Genomic DNA, 19,296 nt, shown 5'->3' with positions numbered 1-19,296 from the left:
TGCCCGACGCCCACTGTGGACAGCCGTCTGCTGGCGCTCGTCCTCCTTGCGCTCGGACTGGGCGTTACTCCGCGAACGTGCTTGCCGCCTTGGCCCGTCATTCCTGCTGCGGTTTGCCCATGCCTGCCATGCCTGCCATGCCTGCTCGGTAGGAACCTGGCGTGCTGCCTGCCGACTGCGCGAAGGTCTGGACGAAGGCGCTGGTTGTCGCCCATCCGCAGGCGTGGGCGGTGTCGGTGACGGTGGCGCCCTCGGCGAGCATGACCATTGCGCTGAAGATCCGGGCACGGGTGCGCCACTGGGGGAAGGTCATGCCGAACTCGTCGCGGTAGAGGCGGGAGAGGGTGCGCTCGCTGGTGTGCACGCGGCCGGCGAGCTGGGCGAGGGTGCAGGGCCGGTGCAGGTCTTCTTCGACGAGGCGGCAGGCGTCGGCCAGTCGTTGGTCGCGGGCTGCGGGCAGGGCGACGGGCTGGGCTGTCACGCGGCGTAGCCGGTCGCGCAGCACTGATTCGATGTGCCGGGTCTCGGTCTGCGTGAGGGTGGTGCTGGTGAGTGCGATGAGCAATTCGCGTACGAGAGTGTCGACGGCGATGACCGTGGGGCGTTCGGCGTCGAGCAGGGGCGTCCTGCCGTGGGCGGGGAAGCCGAGGGTGTGGAAGCGGCTTTGGCCGTAGAAGCGGTGTTGGTGCCAGGTATTCGCCGGAATCCACAGGGCGCGGTCGTTGGAGGCGATCCAGGAGCCGTGTTCCGTGGTGATCGCGAGCACGCCCGAGCTGACGTAGATCAGCTGGTGGTCGTCGTGGCGGTGCCGGTCGATGGTCTCGCCGCCCCCGTGGAACCGTGTAACGGTCGGCGCGATGGGCTCGTGGCGGATCTGCGACATAGGTAGGCAGAATACGGGAAGTGCGCCCGGGGTGCTCCCGTCCATCGTGAGTGTGTGACAACGATCCAGGAAACAAGTACTCCCCATGAGGCGGGTGTTCCACCCGGGCACTGGCGGCGGATGCGGATCTGGGCCGGCGCCCATGCCGTCGACGACTTCTACCAGGGCCTCGTACCCGCCGCGGTCCCCTACTTCGTGCTACACCGCGACTTCAGTTACGTGCAGGCTTCGGGTCTCGCACTTGCCGCGACGCTCGGCAGCGCATTGCCGCAGGTGCCGATCGGGCTGCTCGCCGACCGGTTCCGGCTGCGATGGATGTCGCCGCTGGGGGTCAGCCTGGCGGGTATCGGGGCAGGCTTGTCGGGTCTTGTGCCCTCCTACCCGCTGGTTTTCGCCCTCCTGCTGATGGCGGGTGTCGGTATCGCCATGTTCCATCCGCCGGCGGGGCGCGATGCGCGCCGTGCGGCCGGGGGCAGTGCCACCGCGATGAGCTACTTCGCTGCGGGCGGCAGCGTGGGGTTCTTCGTCGCCCCGGCGCTGGTCACACCGGCCCTTGGCAACCTGGGGATGGGCGCGACCGCGCTGTTCATCCCGCCTGCCGTCCTCATGGGCTTCGTCCTGCTGCGCCACCACAACCGCACGTCCGATACGGCGGTCAAGAAGGTGCAGCGCCAGGGCAGGGACCGGCCGGGCCTGTTCGCGACCCTGACCGCCGTCGAGATCGTGCGGTCCACCATCTCGACCGGGCTCAACACTTTCATCTCGCTGTACTGGATCCGTCACCTGGAAGCGAGCACGGGCCTCGGTGGTCTCGCCCTGACACTCGCACTCGGCGGCGGTGTGGCCGGCACGCTGCTCGGCGGGCGTCTTGCAGACCGCATCGGCATGGTGCGCACCGTACAGATGGGCAACGCGGCAATGCTGCCCGCCCTGTGGCTCATGCTCATCTGCGACGACAAATACGTCGCGCTGCCACTTGCGCTGCTGGTCGGCCTGATCTCGAACATCCCGTTCGCCGTCCTCATCAAGCTCGGTCAGGACTACCTGCCCAGCCGGCCCGGGACCGCCGCCGGAGTCACTCTCGGCCTCGCGATGAGCGCCGGCGGCCTGTTCATGCCGCTGCTGGGCCTCATCGCAACCCACTACGGTCCCCGAGGCACGCTCGCGGTACTCGCCACCGTGCCGGTGCTCGCGATGCTGCTCTCCGCCTTCTTGCGCGAACCGGTCCAGGACGAACCGGTGCCCGCCGAGGACACACCCCTCACCGTCCCACCGCAGTAGCACGGGCGCCGACGGGTCCCGACGGCCTTGAGCGAACCGTCGTAAACCCCCGCTCTCGGCGTGCGGCTTCCTTTTGGAAGACGGACCATGAAGCCAATGAGCGGAGTAGGTGTGACCAAGGAAGTTCCCACCCCGGCCACGGGCGATCTGGTCGTGCTGAGCAACGTCAACAAATACTTCGGCGAGCTCCACGTCCTCCAGTCCATCGACCTGACCATTGCCCGTGGCGAGGTCGTCGTCGTCATCGGGCCGTCCGGGGGCGGGAAGTCCACGCTGTGCCGCGCCATCAACCGCCTGGAGACCATCGATTCCGGCGAGATCGTCATCGACGGAAAGCCCCTGCCCGCCGAAGGCCGCGAGCTGGCCGCGCTGCGGGCCGATGTGGGCATGGTCTTCCAGTCCTTCAACCTCTTCGCGCACAAATCCGTGCTGCACAACGTGACGCTCGGCCAGGTCAAGGTGCGCAAGAAGGACAACAAGGCCGCCGAGGAGAGGGCACGCCAGCTGCTCGACCGGGTGGGTGTCGGCTCCCAGGCGGAGAAGTACCCCGCGCAGCTCTCCGGTGGCCAGCAGCAGCGCGTCGCGATCGCCAGAGCGCTGGCCATGGACCCGAAGATCATGCTCTTCGACGAGCCGACCTCTGCGCTCGATCCCGAGATGATCAACGAGGTCCTTGAGGTGATGCAGCAGCTCGCCCATGACGGAATGACCATGGTCGTCGTCACCCACGAGATGGGATTCGCCCGTTCGGCCGCCAACCGCGTGGTGTTCATGGCGGATGGCCGCATCGTGGAGGAGACAACGCCCGCTCAGTTCTTCAGCAACCCGAGCAGCGAGCGGGCCAAGGACTTCCTCTCGAAGATCCTTCACCACTGATCCGGGGCGGGGCCCTTCAGCACTAGGAAGATCACTATGAAGTTCCACAAGGCCACTGTCGCGGCCGCCGCCGCGCTCGTGCTGTCCCTGACCGCCGTCGGCTGCAGTTCGGACGACAGCGGCGGCGGCGACACGAGCTCGGACGGCAAGAAGATCACCATCGGCATCAAGTTCGACCAGCCGGGCATCGGCCTGAAGACCCCGGACGGCAAGTACACGGGCTTCGACGTCGACGTGGCCACGTACGTCGCCAAGGAGCTCGGACATGACCCCGGCGACATCGAGTGGAAGGAAGCCAAGAGCGCCGACCGCGAGACGCTGCTCCAGCGCGGCGATGTCGACTTCATCGCCGCCTCGTACTCGATCAACCCCGAGCGCGAGAAGAAGGTCGACTTCGCCGGCCCCTACCTCCTGGCGCACCAGGACGTCCTGATCCGGGCCGACGACGACTCCATCAAGAAGCCCGCGGACCTGAACAACAAGAAGCTCTGCTCGGTCACCGGCTCCACCTCGGCGCAGAACGTCAAGGACAAGATTGCGCCGAAGGCTCAGCTACAGGAGTACGGCGGCTACTCGGAGTGCCTGACCGGCCTGGAGAACAAGGTCATCGACGCCCTGACCACCGATGACTCGATCCTCGCCGGCTATGCCGCGCAGCCCGACTTCAAGGGCAAGTTCAAGCTCGGCGGCTTCAAGCTGAGCAACGAGAACTACGGCGTCGGCGTCAAGAAGGGCAGCGATCTCAAGGCCCAGATCAACACCGCCCTCCAGAAGATGGTCAAGGACGGCTCCTGGGACGACGCCGTCAAGAAGAACTTCGGCCCGGCCCACTACAAGAACGAGCCCGCACCGAAGATCGGCGTCATCGTCAGCTGAAGCCGGTGCCCCAGGGCGCGCCGCCCTCGAAGCGGCGCGCCTCGCCCTTGACTCACGCGGAAGGCGGGAGGCGGGAGACGGTGTTCGACTTTCTCGAGGGTTACGACCTGCTGGCCGCCTTCTGGGTGACAGTGCAGCTCACCTTCTACTCCGCCGTCGGCGCCCTGATCTGGGGAACGGCACTGGCTGCCATGCGCGTCAGCCCGGTGCCCCTGATGCGTGGCTTCGGCACCGCCTACGTCAACGTGGTCCGGAACATCCCGCTCACCGTGATCATCGTCTTCACCTCGCTGGGCCTGTTCCAGACGCTCGGCGTCACCCTCGGCGCCGACAACTTCACGACGATCAACTTCCGGCTCGCCGTGCTCGGTCTGATCGCCTACACCTCGTCGTTCGTCTGTGAGGCGCTGCGGTCCGGCATCAACACGGTGCCCGTCGGCCAGACGGAGGCGGCGCGTGCCATCGGCCTGAACTTCCCCCAGGTGCTGAGGCTCATCGTCCTTCCACAGGCCTTCCGTTCCGTGGTGGGCCCGCTGGCGAACGTGCTGATCGCCCTGACCAAGAACACCACCGTGGCCGCCGCGATCGGTGTCGCGGAGGCCGCGGCGCTGATGCGGGAGATGATCGAGAACGAGGCTCAACTCATCCTCATCTCCGCCGTCTTCGCGGTCGGATTCATCTGCCTCACCCTCCCGACCGGTCTTTTCCTCGGCTGGGTGAGCAAGAAGGTGTCGGTGAGGCGATGAGTGCCCAGAACGTCCTGTACGACGTCCCGGGGCCGCGTGCCAAACGGCGCAATGTGCTGCTCACGGTGGTGTTCCTGGTCGCCGTCGCCGCCCTGATCTGGTGGGTGGTCCAGAGCCTCGCTGACAAGAACCAACTCGCATGGGTCAAATGGCGGCCCTTCTTCACGGACTCCCGCGCCTGGCAGACGTACCTCCTGCCGGGGCTCAAGAACACGCTCATCGCCGCTTCGCTTGCCATGGTCATCGCGCTGCCGCTCGGAGCGCTGTTCGGCATCGCCCGGCTCTCCGACCACGGGTGGGTGCGGGGTGCGGCCGGCACCGTCGTGGAGTTCTTCCGCGCCATTCCGGTACTGATCCTGATGCTCTTCGCGAACGCGGCGTACTCCGAGTACACCGACATCAGCCCCGGCAGCCGGCCGCTGTACGCCGTGGTCACCGGTCTCGTCCTCTACAACGCCTCCGTACTCGCGGAGATCGTACGAGCCGGAATCCTGTCCCTCCCGCGGGGCCAGACCGACGCGGCCAAGGCGATCGGTATGCGCAAGAACCAGGTCATGCGCCACGTGCTGCTGCCGCAGTCGGTCACCGCGATGCTGCCGGCGATCGTCAGCCAGCTGGTGGTCATCGTGAAGGACACGGCGCTTGGCGGCGCGCTGCTCGGCTTCTCGGAACTCCTTGCGTCGGTCCGCCCGATGAGCGCGAACTACGGTGCGAACACCATCGCCAGTTTCACCGTGGTCGCAGTGATTTTCGTCGCGCTGAACTTCGCGCTCACGTCCTTCGCGAGCTGGTTGGAAGGCAGGTTGAGGCGCGGCAAGAGGTCAACCGGCGCGGTGGTCGGCGCGGACGCGGTCGACCAGCTTGCGACGCCGGGCGAGCATGTGAGCCACGACGATCTCGGCGGGGCGGGCGGCACCTCCAGTAAATGACGACGGCCCCGTGACGCACAGCCGGTATCCTTGGTCAGACGGGGGTCTGCGGCGGTGCGGGCCTCTTCGACGAGCCCGCGCAGGCCGAGTCCGATGGCGGCGGCTGCTGCGCCGCCCCGGCCGTGGTCAGGAATCTGATGGTGCCCAAGCAGCTGCTCAACGGCCTACCCGAGGACGCCGATCTGAGGCGCTCGGACTCCCTGGCGCGGGAGATCTTCTCGGACGTCGCCAACAAGTGGGCGCTCCTGATCATCGAGGCGCTCGGCGAGCGCACCCTGCGCTTCAGCGAGCTGCGCAACGAGGTCGAGGGCATCAGCCACAAGATGCTCACCCAGAATCTGCGCATGTTGGAGCGCAATGGCCTGGTTGACCGGAAGGTGTACCCCACCGTGCCGCCACGAGTCGAGTACACCCTCACCGAGCCGGGCCGGGGCCTGCGTGCCGCGGTCGATGTCATGTGCGGCTGGACCCACCAGCACCTCGGTCACATCGAGAGTGCACGCGGCCGTTTCGACGTCTGAGGGGCGCACGGCACCACTCTCGGTTCCCATCGTTCGGTGGTCCGTACGTAGCCGTAGATGACCGAGGCCAGGGCAAGGAGGAGCAGAGGTCCTGCCACCCACGGATGCTTCGCCATCTCCATCGGCAGATAGCGGTACGACACCAGGAGCGCGGCGAAGACCGTCGTGCCGTAGGTGATCAGCTGGATTCCTGAGCGGTCCCAGCCGTGGTCGAGCGAGCGCAGAGCCGCCTCGACCGTGAGCGCGAACACCACGCCGGCGATGAGGTCCACGCCGTAGTGGTAGCCGAAGCCCAGCGTCGCGCAGAGCGTGGCGGTCAGCCAGAACGTCCCCGCGTAGCGCAGAAATCGTGGGCCCTTGCGGGAGTGGATGAAGATCGTGGTGGCCCACGCCGTGTGCAGGCTGGGCATGCAGTTGCGTGGGGTGATCCCGTCGTACGGAATCGGGTGCGGGGCACTGAGGGGTGGTGGCGTGTGCGGCCACAGGTCCGCCCATGCCCACTGCAGGCCGCCGGTGCCCGAGGTGCCCGGACCGTAGGCGAAGATCGGGCCGACCACCGGGAAGATCATGTAGATGCCCGGCCCGAGGAGGCCGATCACCAGGAACGTACGCACCAGGTGGTGGCGCGGAAAGCGGCGCTCGGCCGCCACGTCGCGCAGCTGGTACACGGCGACGACGATCGCGGCCACCGCGAGCTGGGCGTAGACCAGGTCGAGAACGTGGGTGCCGAGCGGCCCTGTGGCCTCGAGCAGTCGGCCTGCCAGCCAGGACGGGTTGCCCAGCGCGTGATCGGCGGTCGCCACGTACTGGTCGAGCACGGTCGGGTGGGTCTTCGACGTGATGAGCAGCCAGGAATCGCCTGTCTTGCGGCCGGTCACCAGGAGCAGGCCGAGGCCGACGCCCTTCAGTAGAAGGGTGCGTTCCTGGCCGGTGCGGCGCGTGAAAGCGATGACCCCGCAGCCCAGCATCACCCACAACGCGCCATTGCCGAAGAACTGCCCCTCGGGCACCTCGGCGCCGACCGCCCACCGCACCAGCACGAAGACGACGTCGATGCCGATCGCGGCACCGGCCGCGATGAACCGCTGCCGCCAGGTGAGCACCACCATCATCAACGCCAGACCGCCGTACAGCGGACCCGGTTTGGGCGCGAATATCACCTCGCGCGCCTGGTTGGTGATCGGCCCCGGCACGCCGCCGTAGCGACGCGAGGCGATCTCCAGCGCGATGAGGAATCCGAGGGACACCACAGACGCCGTCGCCCACAGCACCGCCCGTGGGCTGCGCCACGCGGTGGACTTGATCCCGCGGTCTATTCGTGAAAACAGCCGCGGAGGTATAGGTATCAATTGTTTGACCGATTTGGTAGGTGATATTTCCCGCGAGGCTGATCATGCCATCGGCGTGCCCAGGAGGGGAGCCAGGCTGTCTCGGGGAGCGGTGCCAGGCCGGTGAAGTGGTCGATGACCGACCGGAGTTCCGGGTGCGGATTCGCGCTCGGGAAGATGAGCGAGAGCGGGTACACGAGCGCCGGATTCACGAGCGGGATGCGGCGTATGTCGTAGTTCGTCGGCCAGATGTACCGGTCGCGCGCGCCTACGAGGGTGGCCACGTCCGCGGAGTCCGCGAGGGTGTCGAGGAGTACCTCGTTGCCGAAGTTCGGGCCCGTGGCGTCGATGCGGAGGTCGAAGGCGGTGGCCAGCTGGGCGTAGAACTCCGCCCATTCGCTCAGTGGCGCGATACCGGGCACCCAGATCCGGTGCCCGCGCAGCTCGGAGGGTGTCAGCGTCCGTGCGGCGGCGAGCGGGTGTCTCGGGCCGACCAGGAGTTCCAGCGGGGAGCCGAACGCGGGGATCATCCGCACGTCGCGCGGCAGCGTGGCCGGGTCGGTGATCGTGCGGAACGAGGCGTCGACATCGCCTGCCTGGACGGCGGCGACGGCCACGCGCGGGTCGTCGACCCTGAGGGTCACCACGTCGAGGTCGGTCCCGGGACGCGACCGCCAATAGTCGTGCAGGATCACGGCCTGCGCGGACCGCAGGCCGAGAACGTCGATGCGCAGGGCCCGCGAGCCCGGTCTGATCGCGGTGACGGCGCGATCGACACCCGCGATGATGCTCCGGGCGTGCGGGAGGAAGGCCTGACCGTCGAGCGTCAGCTCGACCCCTCGGGCGGTGCGGGTGAACAACCGGACGTCGAGTCCGCGCTCTAGGGTCGCGATCCGCTTCGACACGGCCTGCTGCGTCACGCCGAGCTCGTCGGCCGCGTGGCGCAGCTGTCCGAGATCGGCGGCGCGGACGAACGATCGCACCGCCTCGGTATCCATCGAGCCAGCTTATGCGTGCCCCTGTGCGTGCCGCTGTGCCTGCCCAACCGATCGTTGTGGCCAGGCAGGGAGTCGGTTGTTTGATCCTGTGGCTGTGCTGCTGATGTGATGCGGAGAACCAAGGATCGGTTGTCGCGAGGAGCCGTATGCACGTGCAGTTGGGGCGCAGTTTCGGCTGGCTGTGGTCTGCCTACGCCGTCAGTACATACGGTACGTGGCTCGCCTTCGGGGCTTTCCCGCTGATCGCGGTCCGAGTGCTGGATGCGACGGCGTTCGCCGTCTCGCTCCTGGAGGCGGCCGGGCTCGCGGTCGCGGCGATCGTCGCGTTCTCGCTCGGGCCGTGGGTCGAGCACCGGGCCAAGCGTCCTGTGATGATCGCGATGGACCTGATCCGGTTCGCCGCGATGGCGAGTGTGCCGATCGCGTACGTCATCGACCTGCTGTCCTACGCCCAACTGCTGGTCGTCTCGGTCATCTCCGGGACCGCGAACATCGCCTTCAGCGCCGCGTCCGGCGCCTATCTGAAGTATCTCGTCCGTAGCGATCAACTCCTCGTGGCGACCGGGAGGTTCGAGGGCACGAGCTGGGTGGCGACCGCGGTGGGCCCGCCCCTCGGCGGCGCGCTCATCGGGCTGCTCGGTCCCGTCATGACCGTCATGGCCGACGCCCTCAGCTATCTGCTGTCCGCGCTCGGAGTCCTCCGTATCCGCGGCGGCGACGTCGCGACACCCCGCCGCGACCAGGCCACCAGATTGCGCCCGGCCGACCTGCTGGGCGGCTGGCGGTTCATCGTCGGCGACCACGTACTGCGGTGCCTGTTCCTCAACTCGATCCTGGTCAGCGGTCTCATCATGGCCACCGCCCCGCTCATGGCCGTCCTCCTGCTCGGCCAGTACCACTTCCCTGCCTGGCAGTACGGTCTCGCCTTCGGCATCCCGGCACTCGGCGGCTTCGTCGGCGCCCGCCTCTCCGCGGGCCTCGTGACCCGCTACGGACAGGACCGGGTCATGGCCGTCTCCGGCTGGCTGCGATCGATCTTCCCGCTCGGGCTCGCCTTCATCCAGCCCGGCATCCCCGGACTCCTCACCGTGATCGTCGTCGAGGGTCTGCTGATCACCTGCATGGGCATCTTCAATCCGATCTACGCGACGACACGCCTGCGACGCGTTCCCGCGGATCATGCCGCCCGGGTCCTCAGCACATGGAGCGCAGGCAGCAAACTCCTCCAGGCCGCCCTGATGGTGATCTGGGGCTTCCTCGCCACACTGACCAGCCCTCTCACCGCGATCACCATGTCCGGCGTACTCCTGCTCGCCACCCCGCTCCTGCTGCCGAGGCGGAAAGGAGCCGGGTCCGGGGACCGGGGCGTGCGCAGCTCCTCGGCTCCTGGAAGTGTGGGCGCCGCACAGATCAATTCACCGGAGGGGAAGTCATGACTACCGAGACGCTGGAGTTCCAGGCCGAGGCGCGGCAGTTGCTGGAGTTGATGGTCCATTCGATCTACTCGAACAAGGACATCTTCCTGCGCGAACTCGTCTCCAACGCCTCAGACGCCCTGGACAAGCGGCGCCTTGCCGGTCTGCAGGACGAGGGTCTCAGCGCGGATGACCTGCACATCGAGATCGAGGCCGACAAGGAGGCCCGCACGTTGACCGTGCGGGACAATGGCATCGGCATGTCGCGCGACGACGTGGTGGAGCTGATCGGCACCATCGCCAGGTCCGGCACGGCCGAGATGCTGCGCAGGCTCAAGGAGAGCAAGGAATCAGCCGAGTTGATCGGCCAGTTCGGGGTCGGTTTCTACTCCGTGTTCATGGTGGCCGACAAGGTCACTCTGCTCACCCGCAAGGCCGGTGAGGAAACCGGGGTGCGCTGGGAGTCGGACGGCGACGGCACCTACACGATCGAGCCCGTGCAGTCCGTGGAGGAGGCCCCGGAGGGCACGTCGGTCTGTGTCCACCTGCGGCCCACCGACGAGGACGACGCACTCTACGACTACGCCGACGAAGGGAAGATCCGGGAGATCGTCAAGCGGTACTCGGACTTCATCTCGTTCCCGGTCCTGATGGCGGGCGACACGCTCAACTCGATGAAGGCGCTCTGGGCCCGCCCGCGTTCGGAGGTGAGCGAAGAGGAGTACCGGGAGTTCTACCGGCACGTCAGCCATGACTGGACGGACCCGCTCGACGTCATCCAGATGCGCGCGGAAGGCACCTTCGAGTACGAGGCCCTGCTGTTCCTCCCGTCGCGGGCCCCGCACGACCTCTACCAGCGTGACGCCCGCCACGGCCTCCAGCTGTACGTCAAGCGCGTGTTCATCCTGGACGACAGCCGCGAACTCCTGCCCGACCACCTCCGCTTCGTCAAGGGAGTCGTGGACGCCGCCGATCTGTCGCTGAACATCTCCCGCGAGATCCTCCAGCAGGACCGGCACATCCAGCTGATCCGACGCCGCCTCGCGAAGAAGGTCCTCGCGTCCGTCAAGGACCTGATGACCAAGGACGCCGAGAAGTACCGCACGTTCTGGGGCGAGTTCGGCCCCGTGGTCAAGGAGGGCCTCCTCGACGGAAGCGAGGATCACAAGGCGATTCTCGACATCGCCTCCTTCGCCTCCACCGCCGGCGAGGAGCCCACCACCCTGGCCGACTACGTCGCCCGGATGCCGGAGGGCCAGGACAAGATCTACTTCATGACCGGCGACAGCCGCGCACAGGTCGAGAACTCCCCGCACATGGAGGCGTTCAAGGCCAAGGGGTACGAGGTCCTGCTGCTCACCGACAGGGTGGACGAGATCTGGGTCGAGGCGGTCCGCGAGCACGCGGGTACGGAGTTCAAGGCCATCACCCGCGGCGCGGTCGACCTGCCGTCCGACGAGGAGCCGTCGGTGGAGGAGGCCGGGGCCTACGCGGCGGTCCTTGCCTGGCTCAACGAAACCCTCGACGACGTCAAGGACGTACGCCTGACGACCCGGCTCACCAACTCACCGGCGTGCCTGGTCAGCGACACCGATGGCCTCACGCCGGCCCTGGAGAAGATGTACAAGGCGATGGGCCAGGAGCTCCCGCCGGTCAAGCGCATCCTCGAGCTCAATCCACAGCACCCGCTGGTCGGCGCGGTGAAGACGGCGTACGACCAGCGCGCGGGAGACCCGGAGCTCGCCGAGACGGCCGAGCTGCTCTACGGCACCGCCCTGCTCGCGGAAGGCGGCGATCTTGCCGACCCGGCACGGTTCGCCGCGCTGCTCGCCGATCGCCTCAGCAAGACGCTCTGAGCTCTGGCTCTTGAAGACGCTCTGCGCTCTCACTCCTCCAGCGGCGCGTCGGCGCCGAGGTAGGTGAGGACCGCCCTGACCCGGCGGTTGGTGTCGTCGTCGGTGGTGAGGCCGAGCTTGGCGAAGATCGTGGTCGTGTACTTGCTGATGGCGCCCTCGCTCAGGAACAGCCGGGCCGCGATCGCCGTGTTGGAGAGGCCCTCGGCCATCAGCGCGAGCACCGAGCGCTCCCGCTCGGTGAGCGCGGCGAGCGGATCGGCCCGCAGGGGTCTGCCGAGGAGCTTCGCCACGACCGTCGGGTCGAGTGCCGTACCGCCGTCGGCGACGCGGGTCAGGGCGTCCATGAACTGGCCCGCGTCGAGGACGCGGTCCTTGAGCTGGTAGCCGATGCCTCCGTGCCCGTCGGCCAGCAGCTCGCGCGCGTACAGCTGTTCCACGTGCTGCGAGAGGATGAGGACGGGCAGTCCCGGAATCTCGCGGCGGGCGGCGAGAGCGGCCTGTAGCCCTTCGTCGGAGAACGTCGGTGGCAGCCGGACGTCCACGATCGCCGCGTCCGGCTTCAGGGCGAGCAGCGCGTCGAGCGTGGCGGGCCCCGTGTCGACCGCCGCGACCACGGTGTGCCCGTGCGCCTCGATGATGCGGACCATCCCGTCGCGAAGCAGGAAGAGGTCTTCGGCTACGACAACGCGCACGGCACCGCCACAGTGATGTGAGTGGGACCCCCGGTGGGGCTGACGATCTCCAGGCGGCCACTGAAGGCCGCCATCCGACGCTGGATTCCGTGCAGCCCCGAGCCCGCCGACGCGGCGGCTCCGCCGACCCCGTCGTCGGTCACCGCCACGGAGAGCGTCTGCTGCGTATAGGCGAATGCGACCGTCACCCGGGAGGCCTCGGCGTGCTTGGCGACATTCGCCATCAGTTCGGCGACGGCGAAGTAGACGGCCGACTCGACGGGACGCTCGACCCTGGAGGGCACCGTGCTGTGCACGGTGATCTTGACGGGAACGTCGAGTGCCAGGGCCTGTACGGCGTCCACCAGACCGCGCTCGGCGAGTACGGGCGGGTTGATGCCGCGCACCAGTGAGCGCAGCTCCGCGAGCGCGGTCGCGGAGGCGCCGCGGGCCTCCGCGAGGAGTGCCTTCGCCGCGGCGGGATCGGTGTCGACGAGCAGCTCGGCGGCCCCCACCGACATGCCCATGGCGAGCAGCCGGGCCTGGGTCCCGTCGTGCAGGTCCCGCTCGATGCGCTCCAGTTCGGCCGCCTGGGTCTGGGTCAGGTCCGCCTGGATGGCCTCGAGTTCCTTCACCCGCCCGCCGAGCCAGGAGCGCGGGATCGGTCCGAGGAACCGATGTGCCACGGGCCGGAAGATCCGCCACGCGAACGGGGCGGCGGCCAGAGCGGCGACGATCAGTGCGATGCCGTATCCGATGAGATCCGGCGTCAGAACCATGTACACGCCCCCGGCGAGCCCGAGCAGCGGCAGGGCGGCGACCGGAAGGACGGTCACACCCGCGACCAGCCCCCACAGCCCGTCCCAGTGCAGCTGGGGGTCGTGGAACCGGGCGTGCACCTTCGCCCGGCGGCGTGCTTCCCGCTCGGAGCGGTGGTACTCGTGGCCGTCCCACCAGTAGCCCGTCGACATGCGGCTGACCTGGGGAACGGAGCGGTAGGTCACCTCGAACCGCTCGTCGGACCGCTCGTCGAACCGCTCGTCGGACTGCCCGGTGGGCCGCCCGGTGGACCGCTCGCCCAGCCAGCTTTCCGCGCGACGGCGCGCGGCCTTGGCGAGCGGGCGGCTGGTCGCCGGGTGCACGACCCAGAGGGCCACGGCGATCCACAGGATCACCATCAGTGTCTGTCCGATGCCCACAAGCGCCCGTACGGCCAAGGGGGCGCTCAGCCCCTCGGACCAGGAACGGACCACGTGGGAGCCGCCGATCCCGACGGTCAGACACACCGCGGGCAGCAGCAAGGTCAATCCGGTCAGTACCGCGGACCGGTACAACCCACGCACGATCTCGACCCACCAGCGCAGTGGACCGCCTCCCGCGGGCAGCCTCATCCGTCTGATCCTTTCGCCACTACGCCATTCTGTCAGCCGGGGTGGGGAACCGTCAGCGCGCTGATGATCAGGCCGTCGCGGGCGACCCACCGCCCCTCGAAGTGACTGAGCCGCCGTCCCCCCACCAGCGGTCCGGGGACAAGCAGTTCGGCACGGAAGCGTCCGTCCTGGTGGACCTCGATGTCCGCCTCCTCGAAGCCGAGCCACTTCCCGGTCAGCGGAAACCACGCCTTGTAGACGGACTCCTTGGCGCTGAACAGCAGCCGGTCCCAGTGGACGGAGGGCTGCCCGGCGGCGAGGAAGGCCAGGCGTTCCCGCTCCGCGGGGAGCGAGACGGAGTCCAGGACGCCGTCCGGGAGCGGGCCGTGCGGTTCGGCGTCGATGCCGATGGAGGCCAGGTCGGTGGCGCGGACGAGGGCGGCGGCGCAGTAGCCGTCGCAGTGGGTCATGCTGCCGAGCAGGCCGTCCGGCCAGCGCGGGGCGCCGCGCTCACCGGGCAGGACGGGCTGCGGCGGGACGCCGAGCTTCCGCATGGCCCGGCGGGCACAGGCGCGCACGGCGGCGAACTCGTGACGCCGCTTGTCCACCGCCCGCGCCACCACCGCCTCCTCCTCTGGGTGGAGCACGGCGTGGTCGGCCTCGTCGCCCGCCCGGCTCTCCACGGCCACCACGGAGTCGGGGAGCAGTTCCTCGATCATCAGCCCTGCCCTTGCTGCGGTTTCATCGGGTTCATCGGGTTCATCGGGTTCGTCTGCTTCGTCGGCAGGATGGGGCGCAGCCTGCCGGGCGCAGCCGGACGGCGGCGCCACTCACGCGGATAACCGACCGATACCTCTTCGAAGCGGACACCGTCGTGCCAGGTGGTCCTGGGGATGTGGAGATGGCCGTAGACCATGGCGGCCACCCGGAACCTGCGGTGCCAGTCGGCGGTGAGACGGGTGCCGCACCACATGGCGAACTCGGGGTACCACAGGACATCCATGGGGTGGCGGTCCAACGGGTAGTGATTGACGAGGACCGTGGGCAGGTCGTCGGGAAGCGCCGCGAGCCGGCGCTCGGTCCCGGCCACCCGGTCCTGGCACCAGGCCTCACGGCTCGGATAGGGGTCGGGGTGCAGCAGGTACTCGTCGCTGCAGACCACGCCGGTCTTGTGCGCGTAGGCGAGACCCTCGTCCTTGGTGGCGCAGCCGGCCGGCAGGAAGCTGTAGTCGTACAGCAGGAACAGCGGCGCGACGGCGACCGGGCCGCCGGGTCCGTCCCAGACCGGGTAGGGGTCCTCCGGGGTGATCACGCCCAACTCCCGGCACATCTCGACCAGGTGCTCGTAGCGTGCGGCGCCTCGGAGGGTGACGACGTCCTTCGGGTGCGTCCACAGTTCGTGGTTGCCGGGAGCCCAGATGACCTTGCGGAAGCGGCTCGCCAGCGTTTCGAGGGCCCATCGGATGTCGGCCACCGTCTCGGCGACGTCTCCGGCCACGATCAGCCAGTCGTCGTCGGATTCGGGCGCCATCTCCTTCACCAGGGCACGGTTCTCGGCATAGCTGATGTGCAGATCGCTGATGGCCAGGAGTTGCCCGGTACCGTCGGCCATCGATGTCCCCCTCGTTGCCGCCCACGTGACAGCGACCACGACAACACACCTCACGGCATTCGGACAAGCGTTCAAGAGCCCGGCTCAAGCGGTCTTGGGGAACGTGGCGCGCAGGGCCGCCCCCCTGGTGACGACCGCACCGAGGACGAGGGCCAGGGCGGACACACCCTGCATCACGGCGAACCACGCCGGGCAGAGGCCGGGGATCAGGTCGACACCGATGATGGCGATCGGCAGGATGACGGTCAGGGCACTCAAGCGCTCGTACGCCTGTCGCGATCCCTTCGAGACATCGACGGCCATCTTGTGGAGCAGCGCGGTGGCCGCGAGCAGGAGGGCGGACCGCACCCACATGAACGAGGACACCGAGTGCCCGCTGATCGCCATCACGGCGACCGTGGCGAGAACGATGCCGCTGATGGTGCCGTAGAGCGCGATGCTCTTCTTCAGCGTGTCAACGGCTTCTTGGACCTGCGGGGTGCCGGGCTGCGCTTCCTTGCTCATGGCTTTCTTCCTCCGTCTCGTGGCGATGACGATGACGCTACGGAGGGCATGAGCGGCGCGGTATGGGTCTGAACGTACGGGTGGGTGGGCCTAGACCCACCCACTGCGACCAGGCGTTTTACCTTCGGCGTTCAGTCCTTCGCTGCGTACGAGAGGAAGCGCTGCCAAGTCTCTGCGCGGACCGCGAGTTGAGGGCCGTGCTGCACTTTGGAGTCCCGTACGTGCACGGCCTCAGGGCACGCGGCGACCTCGACACAGTCGCCCTCGCTGCCGCTGCTGTAGCTGGACTTGTGCCAGGCGAGGGCCACCTCGACGCAGGAGTCGCCCTGCGAGCCGCTGTAACTGCTCTTGAACCAGGCCAGTTTGGACGTGCTCATAGCGCTCCTCGCATTCGCTTCAATAGGCCCAGGGAGTCCTCGGGGGTCAGGGCCTGTGAGCGCATCTTCGCATAGCGCTGTTGAAGCACGCTGATCTCTCTGGGGTCGGTGATCAACCGCCCGTTCTTCTGGCCCTCCGAATACCCGAACCACCGATTCTCCGGCGTCTCCGCCAGCTGCATCGGCCCATCCAACCCCGCATGCACCGGCTGCCGCAGAGGCATCAGCTGGAACTCCACGTTCCAGTGCCGCTCGACCACGCCCAGCAGGTGGTCGTACAGCTCCCGCGTCACCTGCTCCCCGCCCGTATGCCGCTCAAGCACCGCCTGTTCCACGATGAAGCTGAACGCCGTCGGCGGTTTCCGGCTCGTCGCCAGCAGGTCCTGGCGGGCGAGCCGCGCCGTGACGCGTTCGCTCAACTGCTGCTCGTCCGGCAGCGGTGGCACGCTGAACGACACCGCCCGCGCGTAAGCCTCCGTCTGCAACAGGCCCGGCACCACCCGGCATTCGTACGTGTACAGACTCACCGCCTCCGCCTCGAACTTCGCCCACTGCCGAAACCAACTGGCCAACCCCGGTTGCCGGGACAGATGCCGCGCCGCGCCCCGCAGCGCTCCGAACGCGTCCAGAAGCTCCTCCGCCCGCTCCACGAAGTCCGGCTGCGGAAACCGGCGGCCCTGCTCGATCTTGGCAACCGTCTGAACCGAGTACCCGGCCAACTCGGCGAACTCCTCCTGGGTCAGGCCCGCCCGTTTGCGGAAGGCCTTGAAGACTTCGCCGAACGTCCGCAGACTGTCCGACACCTCCGGCTCACTACAGCCCGGCGACCCGCTCGCACCGTCCGTCATACGAGGACACCTCCATTGCGCCTGCCCCGCATACCGCTCCCAACGCACCTATGGTTACGGTCAGTTGCCACCCCTGTCCACTCTGCGTACTAGTACTCTGACGCAGAGTGCTAGTCGCTGACCTGGTGTGCGGAGCCCGCAGGCGGCCATTTTTGGGGCCATGACGCCCAGTCCAGCTCCCCAAGTGCCCGTCACCGAGCGTTTGTTCGCCCAGCGATTCAGCTCCACTCCGCGTGGCGCGCGCCTCGCCCGGCACCTCGCTCTGCACCGGCTCGACGCCTGGGGCATCCCGTACGACTCCGACGCCTCGGACACGGCCGCGCTGCTCGTCGCCGAGCTCGCAGCGAACGCCGTCACTCACGGCCGCGTTCCAGGCCGTGACTTCGAGGTGCGGCTCAGCCTCGACGCGTACATCCTCCGGATCGATGTGTCGGACTCGCGCGGAGAGTGTCTCCCCGAAGGGTGGCCGGGCGCCGTCGAAGCCCCGTCCGCCGGGGCGGACGGCGGACGGGGGCTTCTGCTCGTCGAGGCGCTGGCCGACCGGTGGGCCGTGCTCGACCGCCTGCCCATCGGCAAGACGGTCCGCGCCGAGCTGTACCTGGGCGCCCCTCGTGACGTGCCGACCGCTGGATAGCTGCACACGTGACCCGCGTGACCTTCGAGACGATCCTGCCGTCGTTGAGACGGCGATCCGGATGAGGAGCATGTTCTCCTCGCCGGTGCCGGTGCCTACCGCGAGGCCGGGCTGTCCCACAGCCCGGTGCTGTGGGCGTCGATGAGCGCGCCGATGCGGGTGAGGAAGCCGTCGGCGGGCTGTGGTTCCAGGCGGCGGCCATCGCGCAGGCGCACGGCGACGTGGTCGTCCGCGGACTCCTTGGTGCCGATGACCGCCTGGTACGGCACCAGGCGGGCCTCTCTGATGCGGGCGCCCAGGGTGCCGCGTTCCGGGCCTGCGATCTCGGCCCGCAGCCCGAGGTCCCGGCAACGCCGGGCGAGGGACTCGGCGTTGGGCAGTTCGGCTTCGGAGATCGGCAGGATCGCCAGCTGGATGGGGGCGAGCCAGGCGGGGAAGGCGCCGCCGTGCTGTTCGATGAGGTGGGCGACGGCCCGTTCCACGCTGCCGATGATGCTGCGATGGACCATGACAGGGCGGTGTTTCGCGCCGTCCGCGCCGATGTAGTGCAGGTCGAACCGCTCCGGCTGGTGGAAGTCGACCTGCACGGTGGACAGGGTGGATTCCCGGCCCGCGCCGTCGATGACCTGGACGTCGATCTTGGGGCCGTAGAACGCGGCCTCGCCTTCGGCCGCTTCGTAGGGCAGGTCGGAGCGGTCGAGGGCGTCGGTCAGCAGGGCGGTGGAGCGCTGCCACATCTCGGGGGCGGCGACGTATTTGCCGCCGGGGCCCGGCAGGGAGAGCCGGTAGCGGGCCGGGGTGATGCCGAGCGCCTCGTACGCCAGGCGGATCATCTCCAGGGCGGACCGTGCCTCCTCGGCGACCTGGTCCAGGGTGCAGAAGATGTGCGCGTCGTTGAGCTGGATGGCCCGGACGCGGGTCAGACCGCCGAGCACCCCCGAGAGTTCGGAGCGGTACATGCCCCCCAACTCCGCCATACGCAACGGGAGTTCGCGGTAGCTGTGCGGGCGGGAGCGGTAGATCACCGCGTGGTGGGGGCACAGGCTCGGGCGCAGGACGACCTGCTCACCGCCGAGGTCCATCGGGGGGAACATGTCGTCGCTGTAGTGGGACCAGTGGCCGGAGATCTCGTACAGCTCACGCTTGCCGAGCACCGGCGAGTACACGTGCCGGTAGCCCGCGCGCCGCTCGGCGGTGCGGATGTACTCCTCCAGGGTGTGCCGGACGGCGGCGCCGTCGGGCAGCCAGTACGGCAGTCCCGCGCCGATCAGCGGGTCGGTGTCGAACAGGTCGAGCTCGCGGCCGAGCTTGCGGTGGTCGTGCATGGCGGTCATGGCGGTCTCCTCGCGTACATCGGGCGAGTGGCCGCAGCGCGAAGCCCCGGGGCACTCGCCCCGGGGCTTCGACTAGGACATCGGTCAGCGCGCCGGGACACTCTCCGGCGTCGTCGTCATAGCGGCGCGCTTCATGCCGGGCACGCTAACAGGAGAGCCCCGATGTCCGCCCGGTCTTTTTCGTCGGCCGCGAGCCTGGGCCGGCAGGAGCCGCATCGCCGACTACGCGGCTCCTGC

At 68.4% G+C, this 19,296-nt stretch carries 20 protein-coding genes; 9 read left to right on the top strand and 11 right to left on the bottom strand.

Annotated features, from left to right (window positions below):
• Window positions 1-97: 97 nt before the first annotated feature.
• Complete coding sequence (locus ACGFSB_RS27310) at window positions 98-883, bottom strand: AraC family transcriptional regulator (protein WP_393404457.1); 786 nt, start codon at window positions 881-883, stop codon at window positions 98-100.
• 120 nt (window positions 884-1,003) lie between these two features.
• Here ACGFSB_RS27310 and ACGFSB_RS27305 point away from each other — a divergent pair, with 120 nt between their 5' ends.
• The 6 genes from ACGFSB_RS27305 (at window position 1,004) to ACGFSB_RS27280 (ending at window position 6,112) form a co-directional block, all read left to right on the top strand.
• On the top strand, window positions 1,004-2,164 hold the full coding sequence (locus ACGFSB_RS27305) for an MFS transporter (protein WP_393404884.1): 1,161 nt from the start codon (window positions 1,004-1,006) through the stop codon (window positions 2,162-2,164).
• A 96-nt stretch (window positions 2,165-2,260) separates the two neighbouring features.
• Window positions 2,261-3,040, top strand: a complete 780-nt coding sequence (locus ACGFSB_RS27300) for an amino acid ABC transporter ATP-binding protein (protein ID WP_393404454.1) — start codon at window positions 2,261-2,263, stop codon at window positions 3,038-3,040.
• A 36-nt stretch (window positions 3,041-3,076) separates the two neighbouring features.
• Window positions 3,077-3,916 carry a glutamate ABC transporter substrate-binding protein gene (locus ACGFSB_RS27295; protein WP_393404451.1) on the top strand — a complete coding sequence of 280 codons (840 nt, stop codon included), beginning with the start codon at window positions 3,077-3,079 and terminating at the stop codon, window positions 3,914-3,916.
• A gap of 80 nt (window positions 3,917-3,996) precedes the next feature.
• The gene (locus tag ACGFSB_RS27290) at window positions 3,997-4,662 is read left to right on the top strand and encodes an amino acid ABC transporter permease (protein ID WP_393404448.1); all 666 of its coding nucleotides are present in this window, start codon (window positions 3,997-3,999) and stop codon (window positions 4,660-4,662) included.
• Window positions 4,659-5,591, top strand: coding sequence for an amino acid ABC transporter permease (locus ACGFSB_RS27285; RefSeq protein WP_393404445.1), 933 nt, complete (start codon window positions 4,659-4,661; stop codon window positions 5,589-5,591). The genes ACGFSB_RS27290 and ACGFSB_RS27285 overlap by 4 nt, the downstream gene beginning before the upstream one ends.
• 137 nt (window positions 5,592-5,728) lie before the next feature.
• Window positions 5,729-6,112: a winged helix-turn-helix transcriptional regulator gene (locus ACGFSB_RS27280; protein WP_393404441.1), complete on the top strand. Its 384-nt coding sequence runs from the start codon at window positions 5,729-5,731 to the stop codon at window positions 6,110-6,112.
• Here the strand turns inward: ACGFSB_RS27280 and ACGFSB_RS27275 are convergent.
• On the bottom strand, window positions 6,076-7,416 hold the full coding sequence (locus ACGFSB_RS27275; protein WP_393404881.1) for a phosphatase PAP2 family protein: 1,341 nt from the start codon (window positions 7,414-7,416) through the stop codon (window positions 6,076-6,078). The two genes, ACGFSB_RS27280 and ACGFSB_RS27275, sit on opposite strands and share 37 nt — an antisense overlap.
• A gap of 41 nt (window positions 7,417-7,457) precedes the next feature.
• A complete protein-coding gene (locus tag ACGFSB_RS27270) occupies window positions 7,458-8,438 on the bottom strand; it encodes a LysR family transcriptional regulator (protein ID WP_393404438.1) in 981 nt (326 codons plus the stop codon).
• Between the two features lie 146 nt (window positions 8,439-8,584).
• Between ACGFSB_RS27270 and ACGFSB_RS27265 the strand changes: the two genes are divergently transcribed.
• Together ACGFSB_RS27265 and htpG are read left to right on the top strand one after the other, a co-directional pair.
• A complete protein-coding gene (locus ACGFSB_RS27265) occupies window positions 8,585-9,874 on the top strand; it encodes an MFS transporter (protein WP_393404435.1) in 1,290 nt (429 codons plus the stop codon).
• A complete protein-coding gene (gene htpG / locus ACGFSB_RS27260) occupies window positions 9,871-11,709 on the top strand; it encodes a molecular chaperone HtpG (RefSeq protein ID WP_393404433.1) in 1,839 nt (612 codons plus the stop codon). Before ACGFSB_RS27265 ends, htpG begins: the two co-directional genes overlap by 4 nt.
• 29 nt (window positions 11,710-11,738) lie before the next feature.
• Here htpG and ACGFSB_RS27255 read toward each other — a convergent pair whose 3' ends face one another.
• The 7 genes from ACGFSB_RS27255 to ACGFSB_RS27225 all read right to left on the bottom strand — a co-directional run bounded on the left by ACGFSB_RS27255 (window position 11,739) and on the right by ACGFSB_RS27225 (window position 17,091).
• The gene (locus ACGFSB_RS27255) at window positions 11,739-12,401 is read right to left on the bottom strand and encodes a LuxR C-terminal-related transcriptional regulator (RefSeq protein WP_393404430.1); all 663 of its coding nucleotides are present in this window, start codon (window positions 12,399-12,401) and stop codon (window positions 11,739-11,741) included.
• Window positions 12,386-13,771, bottom strand: coding sequence for a sensor histidine kinase (locus ACGFSB_RS27250; RefSeq protein WP_393404427.1), 1,386 nt, complete (start codon window positions 13,769-13,771; stop codon window positions 12,386-12,388). Before ACGFSB_RS27250 ends, ACGFSB_RS27255 begins: the two co-directional genes overlap by 16 nt.
• Window positions 13,772-13,803: 32 nt before the next feature.
• On the bottom strand, window positions 13,804-14,469 hold the full coding sequence (locus ACGFSB_RS27245) for a 4'-phosphopantetheinyl transferase (protein ID WP_393404423.1): 666 nt from the start codon (window positions 14,467-14,469) through the stop codon (window positions 13,804-13,806).
• Window positions 14,469-15,362: a metallophosphoesterase family protein gene (locus tag ACGFSB_RS27240; protein ID WP_393404421.1), complete on the bottom strand. Its 894-nt coding sequence runs from the start codon at window positions 15,360-15,362 to the stop codon at window positions 14,469-14,471. Before ACGFSB_RS27240 ends, ACGFSB_RS27245 begins: the two co-directional genes overlap by 1 nt.
• Window positions 15,363-15,446: 84 nt before the next feature.
• Window positions 15,447-15,866, bottom strand: coding sequence for a hypothetical protein (locus ACGFSB_RS27235; protein ID WP_393404418.1), 420 nt, complete (start codon window positions 15,864-15,866; stop codon window positions 15,447-15,449).
• 131 nt (window positions 15,867-15,997) lie between these two features.
• Window positions 15,998-16,243 carry a DUF397 domain-containing protein gene (locus ACGFSB_RS27230; RefSeq protein ID WP_393404415.1) on the bottom strand — a complete coding sequence of 82 codons (246 nt, stop codon included), beginning with the start codon at window positions 16,241-16,243 and terminating at the stop codon, window positions 15,998-16,000.
• Window positions 16,240-17,091 (bottom strand): helix-turn-helix domain-containing protein, encoded by an 852-nt coding sequence (locus ACGFSB_RS27225; protein ID WP_393404413.1) that lies wholly within the window; start codon window positions 17,089-17,091, stop codon window positions 16,240-16,242. The genes ACGFSB_RS27230 and ACGFSB_RS27225 overlap by 4 nt, the downstream gene beginning before the upstream one ends.
• A 160-nt stretch (window positions 17,092-17,251) precedes the next feature.
• Here ACGFSB_RS27225 and ACGFSB_RS27220 point away from each other — a divergent pair, with 160 nt between their 5' ends.
• Window positions 17,252-17,725 (top strand): ATP-binding protein, encoded by a 474-nt coding sequence (locus tag ACGFSB_RS27220; RefSeq protein ID WP_393404410.1) that lies wholly within the window; start codon window positions 17,252-17,254, stop codon window positions 17,723-17,725.
• A 95-nt stretch (window positions 17,726-17,820) separates the two neighbouring features.
• Here the strand turns inward: ACGFSB_RS27220 and thrS are convergent, their stop codons facing one another.
• A complete protein-coding gene (thrS, locus tag ACGFSB_RS27215; protein ID WP_393404878.1) occupies window positions 17,821-19,050 on the bottom strand; it encodes a threonine--tRNA ligase in 1,230 nt (409 codons plus the stop codon).
• Window positions 19,051-19,296: the final 246 nt, after the last annotated feature.

Origin of the sequence: Streptomyces sp. NPDC048441 (assembly GCF_043200235.1) — a bacterium.
Lineage (GTDB): Bacteria > Actinomycetota > Actinomycetes > Streptomycetales > Streptomycetaceae > Streptomyces.
The sequence above is the reverse complement of the archived record's forward strand: the minus strand, read 5'-3'. Positions and strand labels throughout refer to the sequence as shown.